Origin of the sequence: Pseudarthrobacter sp. LMD1-1-1.1 (assembly GCF_040676255.1) — a bacterium.
GTDB lineage: Bacteria > Actinomycetota > Actinomycetes > Actinomycetales > Micrococcaceae > Arthrobacter.
The window spans coordinates 786,352-803,718 of sequence record NZ_JBEGHP010000001.1 but is presented as its reverse complement, the minus strand read 5'-3'; the positions used below and the strand labels follow the sequence as shown (position 1 = coordinate 803,718).

Annotated in this window: 13 protein-coding genes and 2 tRNA genes; 6 read left to right on the top strand and 9 right to left on the bottom strand. The window is 66.1% G+C overall.

Translation table 11 applies throughout. From position 1 onward, the window contains the following. Positions 1 to 8: 8 nt before the first annotated feature. From MRBLMD1_RS03890 to MRBLMD1_RS03880, 3 genes are all read left to right on the top strand, one after another. Positions 9 to 476 (top strand): tRNA (cytidine(34)-2'-O)-methyltransferase, encoded by a 468-nt coding sequence (locus MRBLMD1_RS03890; protein WP_159631539.1) that lies wholly within the window; start codon positions 9 to 11, stop codon positions 474 to 476. A 207-nt stretch (positions 477 to 683) separates the two neighbouring features. After that, complete coding sequence (locus tag MRBLMD1_RS03885; RefSeq protein WP_159631538.1) at positions 684 to 1,292, top strand: sigma-70 family RNA polymerase sigma factor; 609 nt, start codon at positions 684 to 686, stop codon at positions 1,290 to 1,292. A 10-nt stretch (positions 1,293 to 1,302) separates the two neighbouring features. Beyond that, positions 1,303 to 2,163: an anti-sigma factor domain-containing protein gene (locus MRBLMD1_RS03880; RefSeq protein ID WP_159631537.1), complete on the top strand. Its 861-nt coding sequence runs from the start codon at positions 1,303 to 1,305 to the stop codon at positions 2,161 to 2,163. 78 nt (positions 2,164 to 2,241) lie between these two features. On the opposite strand, the gene MRBLMD1_RS03875 is transcribed toward MRBLMD1_RS03880, so the two are convergent. From MRBLMD1_RS03875 to MRBLMD1_RS03860, 4 genes are all read right to left on the bottom strand, one after another. Then, positions 2,242 to 3,021 carry a PIG-L deacetylase family protein gene (locus MRBLMD1_RS03875; protein WP_159631536.1) on the bottom strand — a complete coding sequence of 260 codons (780 nt, stop codon included), beginning with the start codon at positions 3,019 to 3,021 and terminating at the stop codon, positions 2,242 to 2,244. Between the two features lie 4 nt (positions 3,022 to 3,025). Then, positions 3,026 to 3,973: an electron transfer flavoprotein subunit alpha/FixB family protein gene (locus MRBLMD1_RS03870; protein ID WP_224026541.1), complete on the bottom strand. Its 948-nt coding sequence runs from the start codon at positions 3,971 to 3,973 to the stop codon at positions 3,026 to 3,028. 13 nt (positions 3,974 to 3,986) lie between these two features. Then, positions 3,987 to 4,778 carry an electron transfer flavoprotein subunit beta/FixA family protein gene (locus MRBLMD1_RS03865; RefSeq protein ID WP_159631534.1) on the bottom strand — a complete coding sequence of 264 codons (792 nt, stop codon included), beginning with the start codon at positions 4,776 to 4,778 and terminating at the stop codon, positions 3,987 to 3,989. Between the two features lie 235 nt (positions 4,779 to 5,013). Then, on the bottom strand, positions 5,014 to 6,597 hold the full coding sequence (locus tag MRBLMD1_RS03860) for a S1C family serine protease (RefSeq protein ID WP_364397600.1): 1,584 nt from the start codon (positions 6,595 to 6,597) through the stop codon (positions 5,014 to 5,016). Between the two features lie 282 nt (positions 6,598 to 6,879). Between MRBLMD1_RS03860 and MRBLMD1_RS03855 the strand changes: the two genes are divergently transcribed. The 3 genes from MRBLMD1_RS03855 to MRBLMD1_RS03845 all read left to right on the top strand — a co-directional run bounded on the left by MRBLMD1_RS03855 (position 6,880) and on the right by MRBLMD1_RS03845 (position 11,361). Next, positions 6,880 to 8,949, top strand: coding sequence for a TPM domain-containing protein (locus MRBLMD1_RS03855; protein WP_364397598.1), 2,070 nt, complete (start codon positions 6,880 to 6,882; stop codon positions 8,947 to 8,949). 107 nt (positions 8,950 to 9,056) lie between these two features. Then, positions 9,057 to 9,845, top strand: coding sequence for a PspA/IM30 family protein (locus tag MRBLMD1_RS03850; protein WP_364397596.1), 789 nt, complete (start codon positions 9,057 to 9,059; stop codon positions 9,843 to 9,845). A gap of 88 nt (positions 9,846 to 9,933) precedes the next feature. Then, a complete protein-coding gene (locus MRBLMD1_RS03845; protein ID WP_364397594.1) occupies positions 9,934 to 11,361 on the top strand; it encodes a cryptochrome/photolyase family protein in 1,428 nt (475 codons plus the stop codon). Between the two features lie 24 nt (positions 11,362 to 11,385). Here MRBLMD1_RS03845 and MRBLMD1_RS03840 read toward each other — a convergent pair whose 3' ends face one another. From MRBLMD1_RS03840 to MRBLMD1_RS03820, 5 genes are all read right to left on the bottom strand, one after another. Next, a complete protein-coding gene (locus tag MRBLMD1_RS03840) occupies positions 11,386 to 12,318 on the bottom strand; it encodes a cytochrome b/b6 domain-containing protein (RefSeq protein WP_364397592.1) in 933 nt (310 codons plus the stop codon). A 139-nt stretch (positions 12,319 to 12,457) separates the two neighbouring features. After that, a tRNA-Met gene (locus MRBLMD1_RS03835) sits at positions 12,458 to 12,531 on the bottom strand. Positions 12,532 to 12,699: 168 nt separating this feature from the next. Next, positions 12,700 to 12,773, bottom strand: a tRNA-Met gene (locus MRBLMD1_RS03830). 118 nt (positions 12,774 to 12,891) lie between these two features. Continuing rightward, entirely contained in the window at positions 12,892 to 15,903 is a 3,012-nt protein-coding gene (locus MRBLMD1_RS03825) for a UPF0182 family protein (RefSeq protein ID WP_201302403.1), read from the bottom strand. A 162-nt stretch (positions 15,904 to 16,065) separates the two neighbouring features. Next, positions 16,066 to 17,277 carry a YlbL family protein gene (locus tag MRBLMD1_RS03820; protein WP_414703662.1) on the bottom strand — a complete coding sequence of 404 codons (1,212 nt, stop codon included), beginning with the start codon at positions 17,275 to 17,277 and terminating at the stop codon, positions 16,066 to 16,068. Positions 17,278 to 17,367: the final 90 nt, after the last annotated feature.

Sequence of the window (17,367 nt, the reverse complement as noted above, 5' to 3'; positions counted from 1 at the left end):
ATGGGGAGGTGTTCCGCATCCTTTTCCATGAACCTGAAATCCCCGGCAATACCGGCAACGCCATCCGCCTTGCCGCGATCACCGGTGCCGAACTGCACCTTGTGGAACCCCTGGGCTTCGACTTCTCCGACGCGAAACTGCGCCGGGCAGGGCTCGACTACCATGACCTCGCCGTCGTCACCGTGCACAAGACCATCGAAGACGCCTGGGAGCACCTGCAGCCCGAACGCGTCTACGCGTTCACTTCGGACGGCACCACCAGCTATACGGACATCGCCTACCGTCCGGGAGATGTGCTGCTCTTCGGCCGTGAATCAGTGGGCCTGCCGCCGGAGATGAAATCCGATCCCCACGTGACCGCCACGGTGCGCCTGCCCATGTTGCCGGCCCTCCGTTCCCTGAACCTGGCCAACGCCGCCTCCATCGCGGTGTACGAGGCCTGGCGCCAGCAGGGCTTCGCCGGCGCCAGGATCTAGCCCCGCCGGGCACCGGTCCACGCCGGCACGGAAAAACTTGCCGGCTGCCCCATCCACCCTCCACGCGGCACCGAATGGCTTTTGAAGACATTCGAGCGGACCAAGGAGCGGCAGGTGACCCTACTGGAGGCACGTTCCAGGCCGGACAACCGCAGTCGGCACGGCACTGCTGAGGATCCGTCGCCCGGAGACTTATGCTTGGAGGTAATGGAAACTCCCAACGCGCCGAACTCCGAAGGCTCCGCCGCGGTGACCGACCCACCTGCAGACCTCAGCCAACGCCTCTCGGCCCTTTTGGCGGGGATTGCCCGCGGGGACCAGGCGGCTTTCGCCGAGTTCTACCAGCTCACGTCCCGCCGGGTCTTCGGCATGGCACGCCGCGTCCTGATCGACCCTGAGCTCAGTGAAGACACCACCCAGGAAGTCTTCCTGCAGGTCTGGCAAAACGCTGCGAAGTTCGATCCGCAGGCCGGCAGCCCGTTGTCCTGGCTGATGACCATCTCGCACCGCCGCGCGGTGGACAAGGTCCGCTCGTCGCAGTCCTCCACGGACAGGGAAGCCAAGTACGGTGCCAGCACGCAGGAGATCGATCACGACAGCGTGTCCGATGAGGTGGGCAGCAGGCTGGAGGCCGAGGCGGTGGTCCGCTGCCTGGGGACGCTGACCGAAACCCAGCAGGAGTCCGTGCGCCTGGCTTACTACGGCGGCCTCACCTACCGGGAAGTCGCAGAACGGCTGAACGCAGCAGTGCCCACTATCAAGTCCCGCATCCGCGATGGACTGATCCGATTGAAGACCTGTTTGGGGGTGAGTTGAGATGAGTGGAATGGATGAAAGCCGCGACGGCATGTCACGTGCCTTCGGGGACACCGTGGCCATGGACATTGCTGCCGGCCGCGCCGTCGACCTTGCTGAGCTCTACGCCCTGGATGCGGTCACGGAGCAGGAACGCGAAGCCATCGACCGTTACATCTCGACTGCCCCGGAAACGGAACGCCGGGCCTTCCTTGAGCGTGTCCGCCAGTCCCGGGAGGCCTTGGTCCGCACGTTCCGTGCAGAGGAGGAACCGCCGTCGGACCTGTTCCAGCGGATTGTCGCCCAGCTTCCCGCCCAGTTCCCCGGGCAGGACGGCCTGACCGGCGGGGGCGCACCGACGCCGGCCGGCAGTACGGCACTGCCTCCCCGGCAGGGGCCACAGGACGAACTGGCAGAGGCCCGGAAGCGCCGGGAGCAACGCCGGGGCGGATCCGGCACCCGCCGGTGGCTGGTGGGCGTGGCAGCGGCAGCAGCCATCGCCCTGGGCGGCGTAGGCGTGGGCGCGTACATGGCTGACCAGAACGATCCCGTCAACCAGGTGGCCAGGGCCAACGACCTGCGTGAGGCCTCCGTGAACGTCGTGGGCGGCGGCAAGGCAACCCTCCTGATCTCCGCGTCAGAGGACGCAGCCGTGGTGAAGATGAGCGGTGTGCCCGCTCCCCCGGCCGGCAAGGTCTACCAGATGTGGCTGATACCCAAGGACGGCTCCGCTCCGGTGTCGCAGGGCCTGATGGACGAGCAGGCGCTGTCCAAGCCTGCCGTGGTCCAGGGCATCCACTCGGCGGCATCACTGGGCATTACTGTCGAGCCTGCAGGCGGATCCAAGGCACCGACGCTGCCGACGGTGGCGGCGGCCCCGCTGGGCGCGTAGCACCCGCAGTAACCGGAAACGCCTCAACCCAAAACGCCCCGTTCCTCCCACCGGAAGGAACGGGGCGTTTGGTTTAACTCAGAATCCCGCGATGGTGCCGGGCCCATTGATTGCCACCACATGGAACGCCTCCGCGCTGCGCCCCTCAGGGAAGCCGGCCCTGCCGGCGTTCAGGTGCATGCCCTGGCGGACGGTGGCCTCCATGGCCTCCACGTCCGGGTGCTGGCTCACATGGACGTGGATGGCGGCGAGCTTGGCTTCCACCTGGCCGGTGACGTCGACGAAGTGGTTTTCCCGTTCCCCGGGGCCGGCGTAGAGCCACAGCCACGGCAGCTTGTACGCTTCCAGGCCTGCTTCTGCCAGTTCCGGGTAGGCAAACGGGTTTTCGAGGGCCGGATACACCGCCCGGGTCACCGCCTCCCCCACGGCCAGGTGGTCAGGATGGCTCTTTTGGATCCGTTCCCAGTTCCGTTCCGGATGCATGGCAAGGACGACGTCGGGACGGATCTCGCGGATCAGCCGCACCACCCCTTTCATCACCTCGTGCGAGGCCTCGAGGTACCCGTCACGCTGGTGGAGGTAGTGGATGTCGGTGACGCCCACCAGTTCCGCCGCCCGGCGCTGCTCGGCGTCGCGCATCGCGATGATGTCGGCGCGGTGGGCGGGGTCGAAGCCGCCCGCGTCGCCGTCGGTCATGATGCAGTAACTCACCTGCACGCCCGCTGCCGTCCACGCGGCGATGGTACCGGCAGCGCCGAAGTCGATGTCGTCAGGATGTGCCGCAAAACAGAGCACCCGCCCAACCCGGTGGATATCCGGGTTGAACGGGCTCTGTGCCTGCTCGTGGGAGGCAGTCAAAGAATTAGCCTTTTCGTTTCTTGATCTCGGCGGTGGCCTGCGGCAGCACGTCGAACACGTCGCCGATGATCCCGAAGTCGGCGATCTCGAACACCGGCGACTCCGCGTCCTTGTTGACCGCAACAATGACCTTGGACGTCTGCATGCCGGCTTTCTGCTGGATGGCGCCGGAAATGCCTGCCGAAATGTAAAGCTGCGGGGAGACGGTCTTACCGGTCTGCCCAACCTGCGCGTCATGGCTGATCCATCCGGCATCCGTGGCGGCACGCGATGCACCTACGGCGGCGCCGAGGGCATCGGCCAGTTCCTCGACGGGGCCGAAGTTTCCGTCCATGCCGCGTCCACCGGCCACCACGATGCGGGCATCGGTGAGGTCGGGACGGCCGCTGGCCACCTTCTGCTCCCGCGCGGTGATCCTGGCCGCGGCGGCTACTGCCGGTACCTCCACGGTGGCGGTCTCCGGGCTGGTGGCGGCGGGAGCCGGTTCCGGAGTGACGTTGTTGGCTTTGAGGGTCAGCACGGACACAGGGGTGGTGGCCTTGCAGGCGGTGTTGTAGGAGCCGGCAAGGACGGACTTGTGCGCGGTGCCGTCCGGATCCACGGCGACGACGTCGGTGATGACGCCGGCATTCAGGCGGATACCCAGCCGTGCCGCTATTTCCTTGCCTTCCGGCGAGTTGTCCAGGAGCACGATGCCGGCGCCGCTGCTTTCAGCCGCGGCGGCCAGGTAGGCCGCTTTGGGCGCCACCAGGAAGTCGTCCAGGTCATCCGTTGCCGGACGCAGGATGGTTCCCACGCCGTACTCGGCAAAGGTGGCGGCGGCGGCGTCGGACAGGTCTCCGTTGAGCGCCACGGTGCTCTCGCCGAGGGAACGCGCCAGGGTCAGCAGCTCGAGGCTGCTCTTCTTGAGCGAGGCGCCGGGGTTATCGATGAATACAAGTACTTTTGCCATGTCGGTGTCCCTCTTAGAGCAGCTTCTGGGCGGCCAGGAAGTCAACCAGCTTGATGCCGGCGTCGCCTTCGTCGGTGATGATGGTGCCTGCAGTCCTGGGCGGCCGCTCTTCCGCACTGGTCACGGTGGTCCAGGAACCGGCGAAGCCCACCTGGGCGGGGTCCACCCCGATATCGGCCAGGGACAGCGTGCTGATGCTCTTGCGCTTGGCGGCGATGATGCCCTTGAAATTGGGGTACCGCGGCTCGTTGATCTGGTCCGTCACGGACACAACGGCGGGCAGCGGGGCCTCCACCGTTTCGGAGGAGGTGTCGGCATCGCGGCGGGCCGTCAGCCGGCCGCCGTCGACCTCCAGCGTGGAAGCGAACGTCACCTGCGGCAGCCCAAGCCGCTCGGCCAGCTGCGCCGGAACAAGGGAGGTCTCGCCGTCGGTGGATGCCATGCCGGTGATGACCAGGTCCACGTCACCCAGGTGGCGGACCGCGGCTGCAAGCGCAAGCGAGGTTGCCGCGGCGTCGGAACCGGCCAGGGCGTCGTCCGTGAGGTGGACCCCCTCGGTGGCGCCCATCTGCAGCGATTTCTTGACCGCGTTGACGGCTCCTGCGGGCCCCATGCTCAGGGCGATGACCTGGTTGCCCGCCTTGCTTCCGCCGCGTGCCTCCACCAGTTGCAGTGCTGCCTCGAGCGCGTATTCGTCAAGCTCGGACAGGATGCTTTCGTCGCGGTCCGCGGTATTGCCCTCCCCGTTGAGGTGACGGTCGAACTGGGCGTCCGGTACATGTTTGACCAGGACTACGATCTTCAATGTCTCTTCCACTGTTTCTACAGCAGCCTTCCATGCTTGTGGACAGCCAGCCGGGTGGGACATGGCCGCGAAATGCCCGGCAGGCGGGTAAACCCTAGCTAACCATATCGGCGCGTCCCGGCGCCCTCTTCCGTTAACGCCTGTGTCAGGCTTTTTACGGGACATGGCGACGGCGGCGCCCCCTCAGGTGGGGACGCCGCCGTCGTCATGTGCCTGGCGTTGATGCTGCCCTGCGTCAGCTGGCTGCAGCACCCAGCGTGACGTCGAACGTCTGCTCGCTGCCGCCGCGCTGGACGGTGATCTTCACCTTGGAGCCCGCAGGCTGTTCACGCACGGCCGCGGTCAGCTGGTTCGGTTCGCCGATGGTGAGGTCGTTGAACTTGGTGATGACGTCGCCAACCTTGATGCCGGCCTTGCCTGCCGCTGAATTGGGGTCAACGGTGGCCACGTCGGCTCCCACCGAGAATTCGGAGGACCCGCCCGCAGAGGCCTTGGCCTTGACGCTGACGCCGAGCTGCCCGTGGGATGCCTTGCCGCTGTCGATGATTTCCTGCGCCACCCGCTTGGCGTTGTTGATGGGGATGCTGAACCCAACGCCGATGTTGCCGCTTTGGGACGTTGACGTGCCGGACCCGGCGGATGCGATGGCCACGTTCACGCCGATGATCTCGCCCTTGCTGTTCACCAGGGCGCCGCCGGAGTTACCGGGGTTGATGGCGGCATCGGTCTGGATCACGTTGATGGCGATGGAGCCCTCGCTGGAGCTTTGCTGGCTCTGGCCGCCGCCGGGAGGGGCGAACTGGAATCCCTGGTCACCGCCCTGGCTGTTGTCACCGCCCTTGGGCGCTGCGGACGATGCCACGCTGATGGTGCGGTTGAGGGTGGACACGATGCCGTCCGTGACCGTTCCGGTCAGGCCGAGCGGGGAACCGATGGCAATGGCGGTGTCGCCAACGTTGAGCTTGGAGGAATCACCGAGCGTGGCAGGGGTGAGTCCTGACGTGTCGTCAACCTTGATGACGGCGAGGTCGGACAGCGGGTCGGTGCCCACCAGCTTTGCCGGCAGGACCTTTCCGTCGCTGGTGCGGATTTCCAGGGTGGCATTGGCGGTCTGGCCATCGAGGGTCACCACGTGCGTGTTGGTCAGGATGTGCCCCTGGTCGTCCAGGACGATGCCGGAACCGGTGCCCCCGGAGCTGCCGCTGGTGGCGCTGATGGTGACGACGCTCGGCGAGGCCTTCACGGCGGCAGCGGTGATGGCGTTGACATCGTCCTTGTTGTTGACGATGACAGTGCCGGGCTGGTTGCTGCTGCCGACGGCCGAGGTGCTGGACCCGGTGTTGCCAAACAATTCACCGGCACCAACCGTTGCCACTCCGCCGCCCACGAGCCCTGCTGCGAGGATGCTTGCCACCAGGGTACCGACGCCGAAGCTTGCCTTCCGGCGCGGGGCATCCTTGGGGTTTGGCGCGAGGCCGACACTTCCGTTGGGCGCCCCTTGGCCTCCGCCAGGCATAGCGTGGCCGTGCTGGTCCTGCTGCTGGCCATAATGTCCGGACTGGCCGTAGAAAGGCTGCCGCTGGGGGTAGACGGGGCGGGGTGCGCCCGGCAATTCCTGGGTTTCATGCGGCCCTGCGGGGCTGTGCTGCCGGTCCCCTGCGTTGTAGCCACGCTCCTGTCCGCCGGTGGCTCCGCCATTCCCATACTGAGCAGGTGCCGGGCGGTCTCCGGGCTGCTGCGGGCCCTGCTGCTGCCACGGGCTCCGGCTGTCCCCCTGGTTGTCCTCCGGGACCGGCCCTGGGGTTTGATTCTCAGTCATGGGACTTCCTTTCATGCTCGTCTGCCATTAACTATGACCCGTCCCGCTGGAACAAGCTCGGATGTTTGCTGAAAGCTTCCTGAATGCCGGGCCGATGGCTGTTGCGCCGCCGGAGCGTTTCGCTGGCGGCATATTCGGCCGCATGGACTGGCTGTGGGGTGCACCATAGAATCAAGATGAATTGCCACAGCGACCTGCGGCTTCACACCAAGCGTGGGGGCGCTGCTGGATTCGACGACTGATTCGTCCCGAATCGGTGTCAGGCGTGCTGAAGGGTTGCACATGCGGTCAAAGTTCAAACGTATCCTCGCCGTGATCGGCCTTGCCGGGCTGCTGGCGGTACCCGCCGGCGCCGCCTGGGCCGAAGACCCGGTAACCATTCCCTCCGGGACCAACATTGTTGATAACGCCAACGTGCTGGGCAGCCGGAAGGGTGAGGTCCAGGATGCGATCCAGAAGCTGCTGAAGGACCACAAGTACAACCTCTACGTGGTCACGGTAAAGTCCTTCGACAACCCCTCCGACCCCACGGCCTGGAGCCAGGTTGTGGCCAAGACCAAGGGTATGGGCAAGGCGGACGTCATCCTCGCCATCGCCACCGACCAGGGCAAGTACTACTTCTCCCCCAATTCGGCCAGCGCCATCTACTCCAAGCGCTCCAACATCACCCAGAATGCGGTGGTGGCCAACCTCGCAGGTGGCAAGAAGGACTACGCGCAGGCAGCCATGGACACCGCCTCCGCCGTGGGCGACGCCGCCGGCGGCGGCAGCGGCAACGTCTCTTCCGGTAATGGCGCCGGAGCCGGCCTCCTGGTGGGTGCAGGTGTGGTGGTCGCCGGAGGCGGCGCCTACCTGTACTTCCGCAACCGCCGGAAGAAGGCCGCCGGCCAGGTGGCCTCCAGCGGAAGCTACGGCCCCCAGGGCGCCGAACTCGATCCGCTGGCATCCCTCAGCGTGGAGGAACTTCGCCGGAAGAGCGGTTCCCTGCTGATCGAAGCGGATGATGCCATCAAGTCCAGCGAGCAGGAGCTCGGCTTCGCCCAGGCGCAGTACGGTGATTCCGCGGTCGGAAACTTCACCAAAGCCTTGGCGGAAGCGAAGGCCCACATGACGGAGTCCTTCAAGCTGCAGCAGCAGCTCGATGACCACATCCCGGATACCGAAGAGCAGCAGCGGACCTGGCTGGGTGAGATCATCCGCCGCTCGGAGGCCGCGCTCGAGTCCCTCCAGGAGCAGAAGGCGGACTTTGACTCCCTGCGCGAGCTGGAGAAGAACGCCCCGCAGGCCCTGGCAGCCGTCAACGCCGGAGCCCGCGAGGCCGACGGCAAGATCTCCAGCGCCGAACAGTCCCTGCAGGAAATGCGGTCCAAATACGCGGACAGCGCGCTGGCACAGGTTTCGGACAACATCGTGCAGGCCAAGGAACGGCTCGCCTTTGTGCAGAATGCGTCCGAAACCGCCCAGCAGAAGCTCGGTTCGGGCGAAGGCAGCCTGGCTGCCGTGGCCGTCCGTGCGGCCGAGGAAAGCCTGCACCAGACCAACGTCCTTTTGGATGCCATTTCCAAGGTCGCCACCAACCTCGACGAGGCCCGCAACGGCCTGGAAGCCGCCGTCGTGGACACGTCCCAGGACCTTGCCCAGGCGAAGGCAATGATCCAGTCCGGCACCCACGCGGAACTGGCCGGCCCCGTAGCCGCGGTAGAGGCTGCACTGGCACAGGTAAAGACCGAAATCCAGGGCGGCAGGATCGACCCCATCGCCACCCTGCAGCGGGTGGAAACCGCACACCAGTCCCTGGACCAGGCCCTGACCGGCATCCGCGACCAGCAGGAGCAGGCCCGCCGCGCGCAGGCATCCCTGCAGCAGACCATCATGTCAGCCCAGGCCCAGATCAGCGCCACCTCCGACTACATCACCGCCCGCCGCGGCGGCGTGGGCACCGAGGCACGCACCCGGCTTGCCGAGTCCCAGCGGAACCTCGACTACGCCCTGTCCATCGCCCGCACCGATCCCGTCACCGCCCTCACCTATGCGCAGCAGGCCCACGCCCTGGCCGCGCAGGCCACCCAGCTGGCCCAGGCCGACGTGGACCACTTTGACGGCTACGCGAACCAGGGCTTCGGCCGCGGCGGCATGTTCGGCGGCGGAGGCGGCGGCGGCCTCGGCGGTGCCATCCTGGGCGGCATCCTGATCAACTCCATCCTCAACGGGGGCCACGGAGGCTGGGGCGGCGGTGGCGGCTGGGGTGACGGCGGCGGCGGTGGCGGCTGGGGTGGTGACTCCGGCGGCTTCGGCGGCGGCGGGGACTTTGGCGGCGGCGACTTCGGTGGCGGCGACTCCGGCAGTTTCTAGAGACTTCCGCCGGATACGCCGGAAGATCCCGGCGGGCGGACAGACGCAGTACACCACTGTGCACCGGTTCCAGTGGTCAACACAGAGCAGGACGAAAGGCAAACACCATGGTTAAGCAGTCCATTTTCGGCCGGATCGCGCAGCTGGCGAAGGCGAACATCAACTCCTTGCTGGACAACGCCGAAGATCCGCAGAAGATGCTGGACCAGATGGTCCGCGACTACACCAACAACATCGCCGAAGCCGAGTCCGCCGTGGCGCAGACCATCGGCAACCTCCGGATGCTGGAAGACGACTACAACGAGGACATCAACAACGCCCGCGACTGGGGCAACAAGGCACTTGCCGCCTCCCGCAAGGCTGACGAGTTCCGCGCGGCCGGCGACGTAGCCGACGCCGAGAAGTTCGACAACCTGGCAAAGGTGGCCCTGCAGCGCCAGATGGCGGCCGAAAGCGAAGCCAAGGGCGCAGAGCCGAGCATCGCCTCCCAGCGCGAGGTAGTGGACAAGCTGAAGACCGGCCTGGACCAGATGAAGAACAAGCTCAACCAGCTGACCAGCAAGCGCAACGAGCTTGTTGCCCGGTCCAAGACGGCAGCGGCACAGTCACAGGTCCACGACGCCATCAAGAGCATCGACATCATGGACCCCACCAGCGAGGTGGGCCGCTTCGAGGAAAAGATCCGGCGCGAAGAGGCCAAGGTCCGCGGGCAGCAGGAGCTTGCAGCCTCCAGCCTGGACGCCCAGTTCAACCAGCTGGAGGACCTGGGCGAGCAGACGGAGATCGAAGCCCGGCTGGCGGCCCTCAAGGCCGGAAACTCCAAGCCTGCCCTGGGCGCCGCAAGCCCCACATCGTCCGAATCGACCGTCGACGAGGCCGACTTCGACAAGCTCTAAAGTTCGGGGCACCGCCTCCAGCTGAAGACGCAATGGCCGGGACCGTGGTCCCGGCCATTGCTGCGTCCGCGGTGTGTAGCGTGGTGCCATGACTTCTTCTGATGGCACGTCCCTGGTTTGGCTGCGCGATGACCTGAGGTTGGACGACAACCCTGCCCTCGCAGAGGCCGCCGGCCGGGATGCGCCGCTGACAGTGGTTTACATCCTGGACGAGGAGTCCGACGGCGTGCGTCCCCTCGGTGGGGCAGCGCGCTGGTGGCGGCACCACTCCCTGGCCGCACTGTCCGCCGACCTCGAAAGCAAGGGATCCCGCCTGGTACTCCGGCGTGGTCCCGCCGGCGACATCATCAGGGACCTTGCCATCCGGACGAAGGCAAGCCACCTTTTCTGGAACCGCCGTTACGGGCAACCCGAACGGACAATCGACGCCGGGCTCAAGGACTGGGCGGCCGGGAACGGGATCGAGGCGGCCAGCTACCAGGCGAACCTCCTCTTCGAGCCCTGGACAGTGAAGACCGGGGCGGGCGGACCCTACAAGGTGTATTCGCCCTTCTGGCGTGCGTGCCTGGCATCCCAGGACATCCGTGACCCCTACGAGGCGCCGGATGCGCTGCCCGGCCCCGCGCCTGCCGGGAAGGGCCTGCCCGGCAGTGACACGCTCAGCAGCTGGCAGCTCCTGCCCTCCAAACCCGACTGGAGCGCCGGGCTGGCCGCCACGTGGGTGCCCGGCGAAAAAGGGGCCCAGGAGCGGCTTGAGGACTTCCTTGACGGTCCCATCGAGGAATACGGCACTGGCCGGAACCTGCCCGGAACCGAGGGCACCAGCCGGCTCTCACCACATTTGCGCTTCGGCGAGGTGAGCCCGTTCCGCGTGTGGCGCGAGATTCGCCGCCGGCATCCCCGCAAGGTTCCTTCCGACGTCGGCACCTACCGGGCCGAACTGGGCTGGCGGGAATTCAACTGGCACCTGCTGTACCACAACCCCGACCTGGCGACCCGGAACTTCCGCCCCGCCTTCGACAACTTCCAGTGGGCCTCCCCCAGCCGGCAGGAGCTCGCCGCGTGGCAGCAGGGAAACACCGGCTACCCGCTGGTGGACGCCGGAATGCGGCAGCTGTGGCAGACAGGCTGGATGCACAACCGGGTGCGCATGGCCGCCGCGTCATTCCTGGTCAAGAACCTCCTGACCGACTGGAGGGTCGGGGAGGAATGGTTCTGGGACACCCTGGTGGATGCCGATGCCGCGAACAACCCCGCCAACTGGCAGTGGGTGGCCGGCTCGGGGGCGGATGCCTCGCCCTACTACCGGATCTTCAACCCGGTGACCCAAAGTAAGAAGTTCGACGCCGACGGCCGCTACCTGAGGGCGTTCATCCCCGAACTCCGGGAGCTCAAAGGCAAGGAGATCCACGAACCGTGGGCGGCGGACACCGATGGATACCCCCATCCGCTCGTGGACCTGCCCGAGTCGCGGGAACGGGCCCTGGACGCCTACCAGAAGCTCAAGGACGCCTGACGCCGCCCCTGCGGCGCCGCCCCGTCAGCGGCTGACCTTGCCCATCAGGGACGCGATGGGCCTCAGGAAGACCGGCCGGGCCAGGAACCAGGCCGCCACCATGACCGCCACGGAGGCGAGGAATACCCAGAAGCCAAACCAGCCGTCGTCGTCGCGGACCCCGTACATGTGGTTCAGGTTCCGCAGTGCGCCCGTGGCGAGCACCAGGAAGACGTGGACCACGATGAAGGCAACAAAGTAGATCATTACCGGGAAGTGGACGGCACGGGCCCATTCAATGGGGAACGCCTTGTTGAGGCCGGCTGCCTTCTTGGGCCACGCTGCGGACATCCGCAGGCCCGTGATGAACGACAGCGGCGCTGCGATGAAGACGGTCACGAAGTATGCCAGCAGCTGCAGGGCGTTGTAGTTGATCCAGCCGTCCTCGGTGGGCCAATCCAGCGACGCGTACTGCAGCGCGGCTGACAGCGCGTTGGGGAAGACGTCCCAGCTGGTGGGGACGATGCGCATCCACTGCCCGGTGGCCAATAACAGGACCGCGAAGATGAGCCCGTTGAGGATCCAGAGGGCATCCAGGGTCAGGTGGAACCACAGTTCGAGGCTGATCTTGGTGGGCGCGTTCCTGGTGCGGATCAGGCCTTTGTTGTTCCTGGTCCAGTACCCGCTGGGGCGGGTGGTGGTCCGGACCTGCCACCCCGTGCGGATGATCAGGAGCAGGAAGAACGCATTGAGGAAGTGCTGCCAGGCCAGCCAGGCGGGGAATCCTACGGGCGCGTTGTCCGGAAGTTCGGACCGGCCCGGGTAGTCGGCGACAAAGGACGCCACGGCCGGCAGCCCAATGAGCAGCCTGGCCACCAGCACAACCAGGACCAGTGCCACGAGGACGGCGGGAACCATCCAGTAAAGCCGGGACCGCTTACCCGTCGCGGAGCCGGGCTTCTTCGTGGGTGTGGCCATCGAACAACATACCTCTCAGGAATGACGGGGGGCTGCCCGCAGATCGCGGGACCCTTCGAAAGAGAATACTAGGAACTGGGCGCATCCAAGGAAAAGAAAGGCCCCGACCGGCGTAACTGCCGGTCGGGGCCTTCATAAGTTGCGGGGACAGGATTTGAACCTGTGACCTCTGGGTTATGAGCCCAGCGAGCTACCGAACTGCTCCACCCCGCGTCGCTTGATCAACACTACCCTACTTTCGCGGCCGCCCTGACCACTTCTCCGCGAACCCGCCGTCACCGGTGGATCCGCCAGTCACACCACAGCACCCGGGAAAGGCAAAAGACCCCGGACAAAGCAAAAGACCCGGACATTGTTTCCAATGTCCGGGTCTTTCCTCAGTTGCGGGGACAGGATTTGAACCTGTGACCTCTGGGTTATGAGCCCAGCGAGCTACCGAACTGCTCCACCCCGCGTCGCAAGAACTACTTTACCGGGAGGTGAACCGCAGGCCAAATCGTGGCGGCGTGACGTCCGTTACGCCGGCCCGGCACCCGGCCCCGCGGGGACCGGGTGCCGGGTGCCGCCGTCGTCCTACTGCCCTGCGGACGGGGACGGGGACGGTGACGGCGAGGACGAAGGCGACCCGGAGGCAGCGGGGGCCGGGCTGGCCTCCGGAGCCGTGACCGGAATCTTGGCCTCGGCGTCCATCGCCTTCTTCAGCGCGGCCGCAACCTTCTTCTGTGCGTCGCCATAGGCAGCGAAGTCGCCGGCTGCGAGCGCCGTTTGGCCTGCCTGGATGGCGGAGTTCGCCTCGTCCAGGGCCGCCTTGAGCTGCGCCTTGGCGTCCGCCTCTGCGGGCGTGGCAGGCGCTGAAGGACCGGCCGGCGTCTGGCCATTGTTGGCCGAGTCCCCCGCGGCTGCGCCGGAATCCCCACCGAAGAGCTGCTTGAGGGCTGCATCAAGTGTGGGCGCGAAGCCCACCTTGTCGCCGAAGGCCACCAGCACGCGCTGCAGCGTGGGGTATGACGTCTCACCCGTCGACTTGAGGTAGACCGGCTGGACATAGAGGATGCCACCGCCAACGGGGAGGGTGAGCAGGTTGCCGTTCAGCACGTCGGACGCGCCCTGCCGCAGCAGGTTGAGTGCCTGCGACACGGTGGGGTCCGAGTTGAACTTGTTTTGCGCCTGCCCCGGACCGGGCACCTGGGTTTCCGGCGGGATCTGCAGCAGCCGCAGCTTTCCATACCCGTCAGCCTTCACGCCGGCCTGGTTGCCTGCATCCGAATCAGCGGCGAGGAAGCCGTACAGGACGTTGCGCGCATTACCGTTTACGATCTGCGGGATGAAGGACGACGTCAGCTGGAACGCCGGCTTCTGCTGGTCCGGCATCTGCAGCGACATGTAGAACGGCGGCTGCTTTACGTCGGTGTCCACGGTGGGGTCAGCCGGCGTGCTCCAGGCGTCGTTGTTCTTGTAGAAGCTGGTGGGATCGGTGACGTGGTACTGCCCCAGCAACTCGCGCTGGACCTTGAACAGGTCCTCCGGGTAGCGCACGTGGCTCATCAGTGCACCGGACATCTCCGAATACGGCTTCAGCGTTGAAGGGAAGACCTTCTGCCAGGCCTTGAGGACGGGGTCGGTGTCGTCCCAGGCATACAGGGTGACCGAGCCGTCATACGCATCCACCGTCGCCTTGACGGAGTTGCGGATGTAATTCACTGTGCTGTTCGGCAGGGCCACGGCGCGGCCGGAACTGGTCTGCGAATCAGCGGTGGCATCGGACAGCTGCTTCTGCTGCGAGTAGGGGAAGTATTGGCTGGTGGTGTAGCCGTCCACGATCCACTTGACGCGGCCGTCCACCACAGCCGGATAGGCGCCGCCGTCAACAGTCAGGTACGGGGCCACCTTCTGGACACGCTCGCGGGGGTTGCGGTCGTAGAGGATCTGGGACTCGGGGTTCACGCCATCGGAGAGCAGCAGGTCCGAGGACTGGAACTTGATGGCGTAGAGGATCTTGTTGAAGAACGAGCCGACGTTCGGCCCGCCGTTGCCCTTGAAGGTGTACTGGGTTTCCCCTTCCCCTTCCTTGCCGGAGGGGCGGTCCTGCTCGCGCGGCGTGGCGCCGTCCGGCGCACCCACGATCGAGTATTCAGGCGAGGATTCACCGAAGTAGATCCGCGGTTCGTAGGTGGTGTCATTACCCAGGACGCCGGTGGACGGAATGCCGGACTGCAGGAACTCAGGCTTGCCGTCGACGGTGAACTTGTTGCCCTTGGCCGCCACAACCCCGTAGCCGTGCGTGTATACGACGTGCTGGTTCAGCCAGCCCTGCTGGTTGGTGGCCACGTTCGTGGGGTTCAGCTCCCGCACCGCGATCACGGTGTCCTGGATCTTGCCGTTCACCTCATAACGGTCCACGTTGAGGGCCTTGGGGAACTGGTAGTACGGGCGGTACTGTTCCAGCTGCGCAAAGGCGTCGGAGATCAGGTTCGGGTCCAGGAGGCGGATGTTCGCCGTGGTCTGCGCGTCGGGTGCAAGCGCCCCGGTGTTGGCAGTGTTGGTGGCGTCGTAGCGGGTTTCCTGGATGCCGTCCAGGCCGTAGGCCTTGCGCGTGTTTTCGATGTTGCGCTGGATGTACTTGCTTTCCAGGGTCTGCTCCGACGGGCGGACCTGGAACTGCTGGATGACCCACGGGTAGACGCCGCCGGCCAGGATGGAGGTGATGATCAGCATGGCTGTGCCGATCACGGGCAGGCGCCAGCGGCCGATGACGGCAGCAACGATGAAGAGGATGGCCACCAGGACGGCAGCAACGGCGAGGATGGCCTTGGTGGGGATGACGGCGTTGACATCGGTGTAGAGCGCACCGGCCCAGCGGCCGCCGTTGCTCTGCACGGACGAATAGCGGTCCAGCCAGAAGTTGACGCCCAGGAGCACCAGGAACGCGGCGCCGGTGACGGCGATGTGGATCTGCGCTGCCCGGCTGGTGAACACGCCGCGCTCCATGAGCCGGATGCTGCCGTACAGGTAGTGGGTGAGGATGCCGGCGATGCCTGCGATCACCACCACGCTGATCAGGAACCCGGTGACGAACCCGAGGAACGGCAGGGTCATCAGGTAGAAGCTGATGTCCATGTTGAACTGCGGATCGGGTTGGCCGAAGCCCACCTGGTTGAAGAACAGCAGGACTTTCTGCCACTGGCTAGCGGCTGCGCTGCCCGCGAAGAGTCCGAAGAGGACCGGCAGGCCGATCATGACAATCCGGCGGACCGGCTCAAGCTGGGCCTGGTACCGGTTGAGGTTGTCCCGGACCTCAGAGTCCGGGGCGTAGACGGGCCGGGCGTTGTAGGCAATGCGGATGGAGAAGAAAACCGCCGCGAACATGATGGCGAAGCCGGCCGCGAAGGTGGCGATCTTGGCAAGGTTTTCGGTGATGAAGACCTCGAGGAAGCCCAGCTGCCGGTACCAAAGGACGTCGGTCCAGACGTTGGCGAAGAAAATGAAGCCCACTACCACCAGGGCGACGACGATGAGGGTGGGCGTCAGGGCTCCCCGTCGCGATGGGGGCCTTCCTGTGGACGTGGTGCTGGCGGGACGGGACAAACTGGGTACCTCATAGCTGGTCGTCGAAACATTCGAAGCGTGCGAGCGACGTACGGTACCGGTCAAACGGCTGGTTTCGTCCGTCATCAGTGCCACGAGTGGCGGTAAAGCTTAGTTCCTGTCGAAACTGTTTGGGCCCAGTCTATGCATGGCGCAGGCGGCCTATTTGCCCGTGCACGCCGGAAGTGCGGATGTGTCCTGCCCGCTCCCGGCCAGTTCCACCGCGTGCCGTGCTTCCGCGAGGTTCTCCACGCGGACCACCTGGAGGCCGTCGGGGATGTGTCCGGCAACCTCGTCGCAGTTGGCGGCGGGCGCCAGGAACAGGGACGCTCCGGACGAGCGCGCACCCCGCATCTTCTGGCCGATGCCGCCGATGGGTCCCACCGCACCGTCCGGCGAAATGGTGCCGGTTCCCGCGATGTGCTTGCCGCCGGTGAGGTCGCCCGGCGTCACCGTGTCGATGATGCCCAGCGAAAACATGAGTCCGGCGCTGGGGCCACCCACCTTGTCCAGGGAGATCTGCACCTGGAAGGGGAAAGTAAACAGGTACTTCAGCATGACGCCGAGAATGAAGCGGCCCTGCCCGTTGTCCTTGGGCGTCACCTCGAGGGCAACAGGCTGGCCGGCCCGTTCCACCGTCACCGCGGCCGGGGCCCCCTTGCCCGCAGCCAGTTCATCCTGGATGACGGAAAGTGAGGTGATTTCCTTGCCGTTGATGGACTTGAGGATGTCCCCCTGCTGGATCTTGCCCGCAGATGCCGAGTCCTTGGACAGCCCCGCGGCCTGGAGCTGCTGGCCGAAAGGAATCTTGAGTTCGTTCAGGGCGGAGGCCACCGCGTTCTCCTGGGACGTGGCCATGGCCACCGCGCTCTGTTCCTGGGCCTCCTCCTTGGTGGTTCCCGTGGGATAGATCAGTTCCACAGGGTAGACGGCCTTGGAGTTGTCCAGCCACGCGGAGAAGGCGTTGAGGATGCTGACGGAGCCGGTGGGGCCGCCGTCGACGTACACCGTGGTCAGGTCCAGGCTCCCGGCTGCGGGATAGGTCTCGTGGCCGCTGACGTTGATGACCGGATGCCCCTGGCTCTCCCCCAGCGTGTTGTAGGTGGGCCCGGGCGACTCGATCACGTAAGGCACCGGAAGGGTGCCCACGGCAATCCCCAGCCCCAACGCCGCCAGCCCGGCAACCATCATGGTGGAAAGCCGCCTGCCCGGGCGTCCGCCGTCGGCCGCCCTGGCGCTGCTGCCCGCGCCTGCCACGCCGCTTCCGCCCGGGCCTTCCGGCGGACTGCCGGCCCCAAAGGGGCCGGGGCTGGAGAAGGGGGAAACATCGGGAACGTGGTCCTCGGAGGGGTGTCCGCCACGGGTTGTAGTCACCCCACCAACAGTACGCGGTGGCGGCGCGCCGGGGCGCTTTGCCTAGAGCGAACGACGGCGGCGGGCGGCAGACAGCCGACCCCCACCGGG

Coding starts and splice junctions, on each gene's coding strand:
- MRBLMD1_RS03840 (WP_364397592.1), bottom strand. CDS start 12,318: ATGGCCACACCCACGAAGAAGCCCGGCTCCGCGACGGGTAAGCGGTCC.
- MRBLMD1_RS03870 (WP_224026541.1), bottom strand. CDS start 3,973: ATGGCAAAAGTACTTGTATTCATCGATAACCCCGGCGCCTCGCTCAAG.
- MRBLMD1_RS03880 (WP_159631537.1), top strand. CDS start 1,303: ATGGATGAAAGCCGCGACGGCATGTCACGTGCCTTCGGGGACACCGTG.
- MRBLMD1_RS03885 (WP_159631538.1), top strand. CDS start 684: ATGGAAACTCCCAACGCGCCGAACTCCGAAGGCTCCGCCGCGGTGACC.
- MRBLMD1_RS03860 (WP_364397600.1), bottom strand. CDS start 6,597: ATGACTGAGAATCAAACCCCAGGGCCGGTCCCGGAGGACAACCAGGGG.
- MRBLMD1_RS03850 (WP_364397596.1), top strand. CDS start 9,057: ATGGTTAAGCAGTCCATTTTCGGCCGGATCGCGCAGCTGGCGAAGGCG.
- MRBLMD1_RS03845 (WP_364397594.1), top strand. CDS start 9,934: ATGACTTCTTCTGATGGCACGTCCCTGGTTTGGCTGCGCGATGACCTG.
- MRBLMD1_RS03855 (WP_364397598.1), top strand. CDS start 6,880: ATGCGGTCAAAGTTCAAACGTATCCTCGCCGTGATCGGCCTTGCCGGG.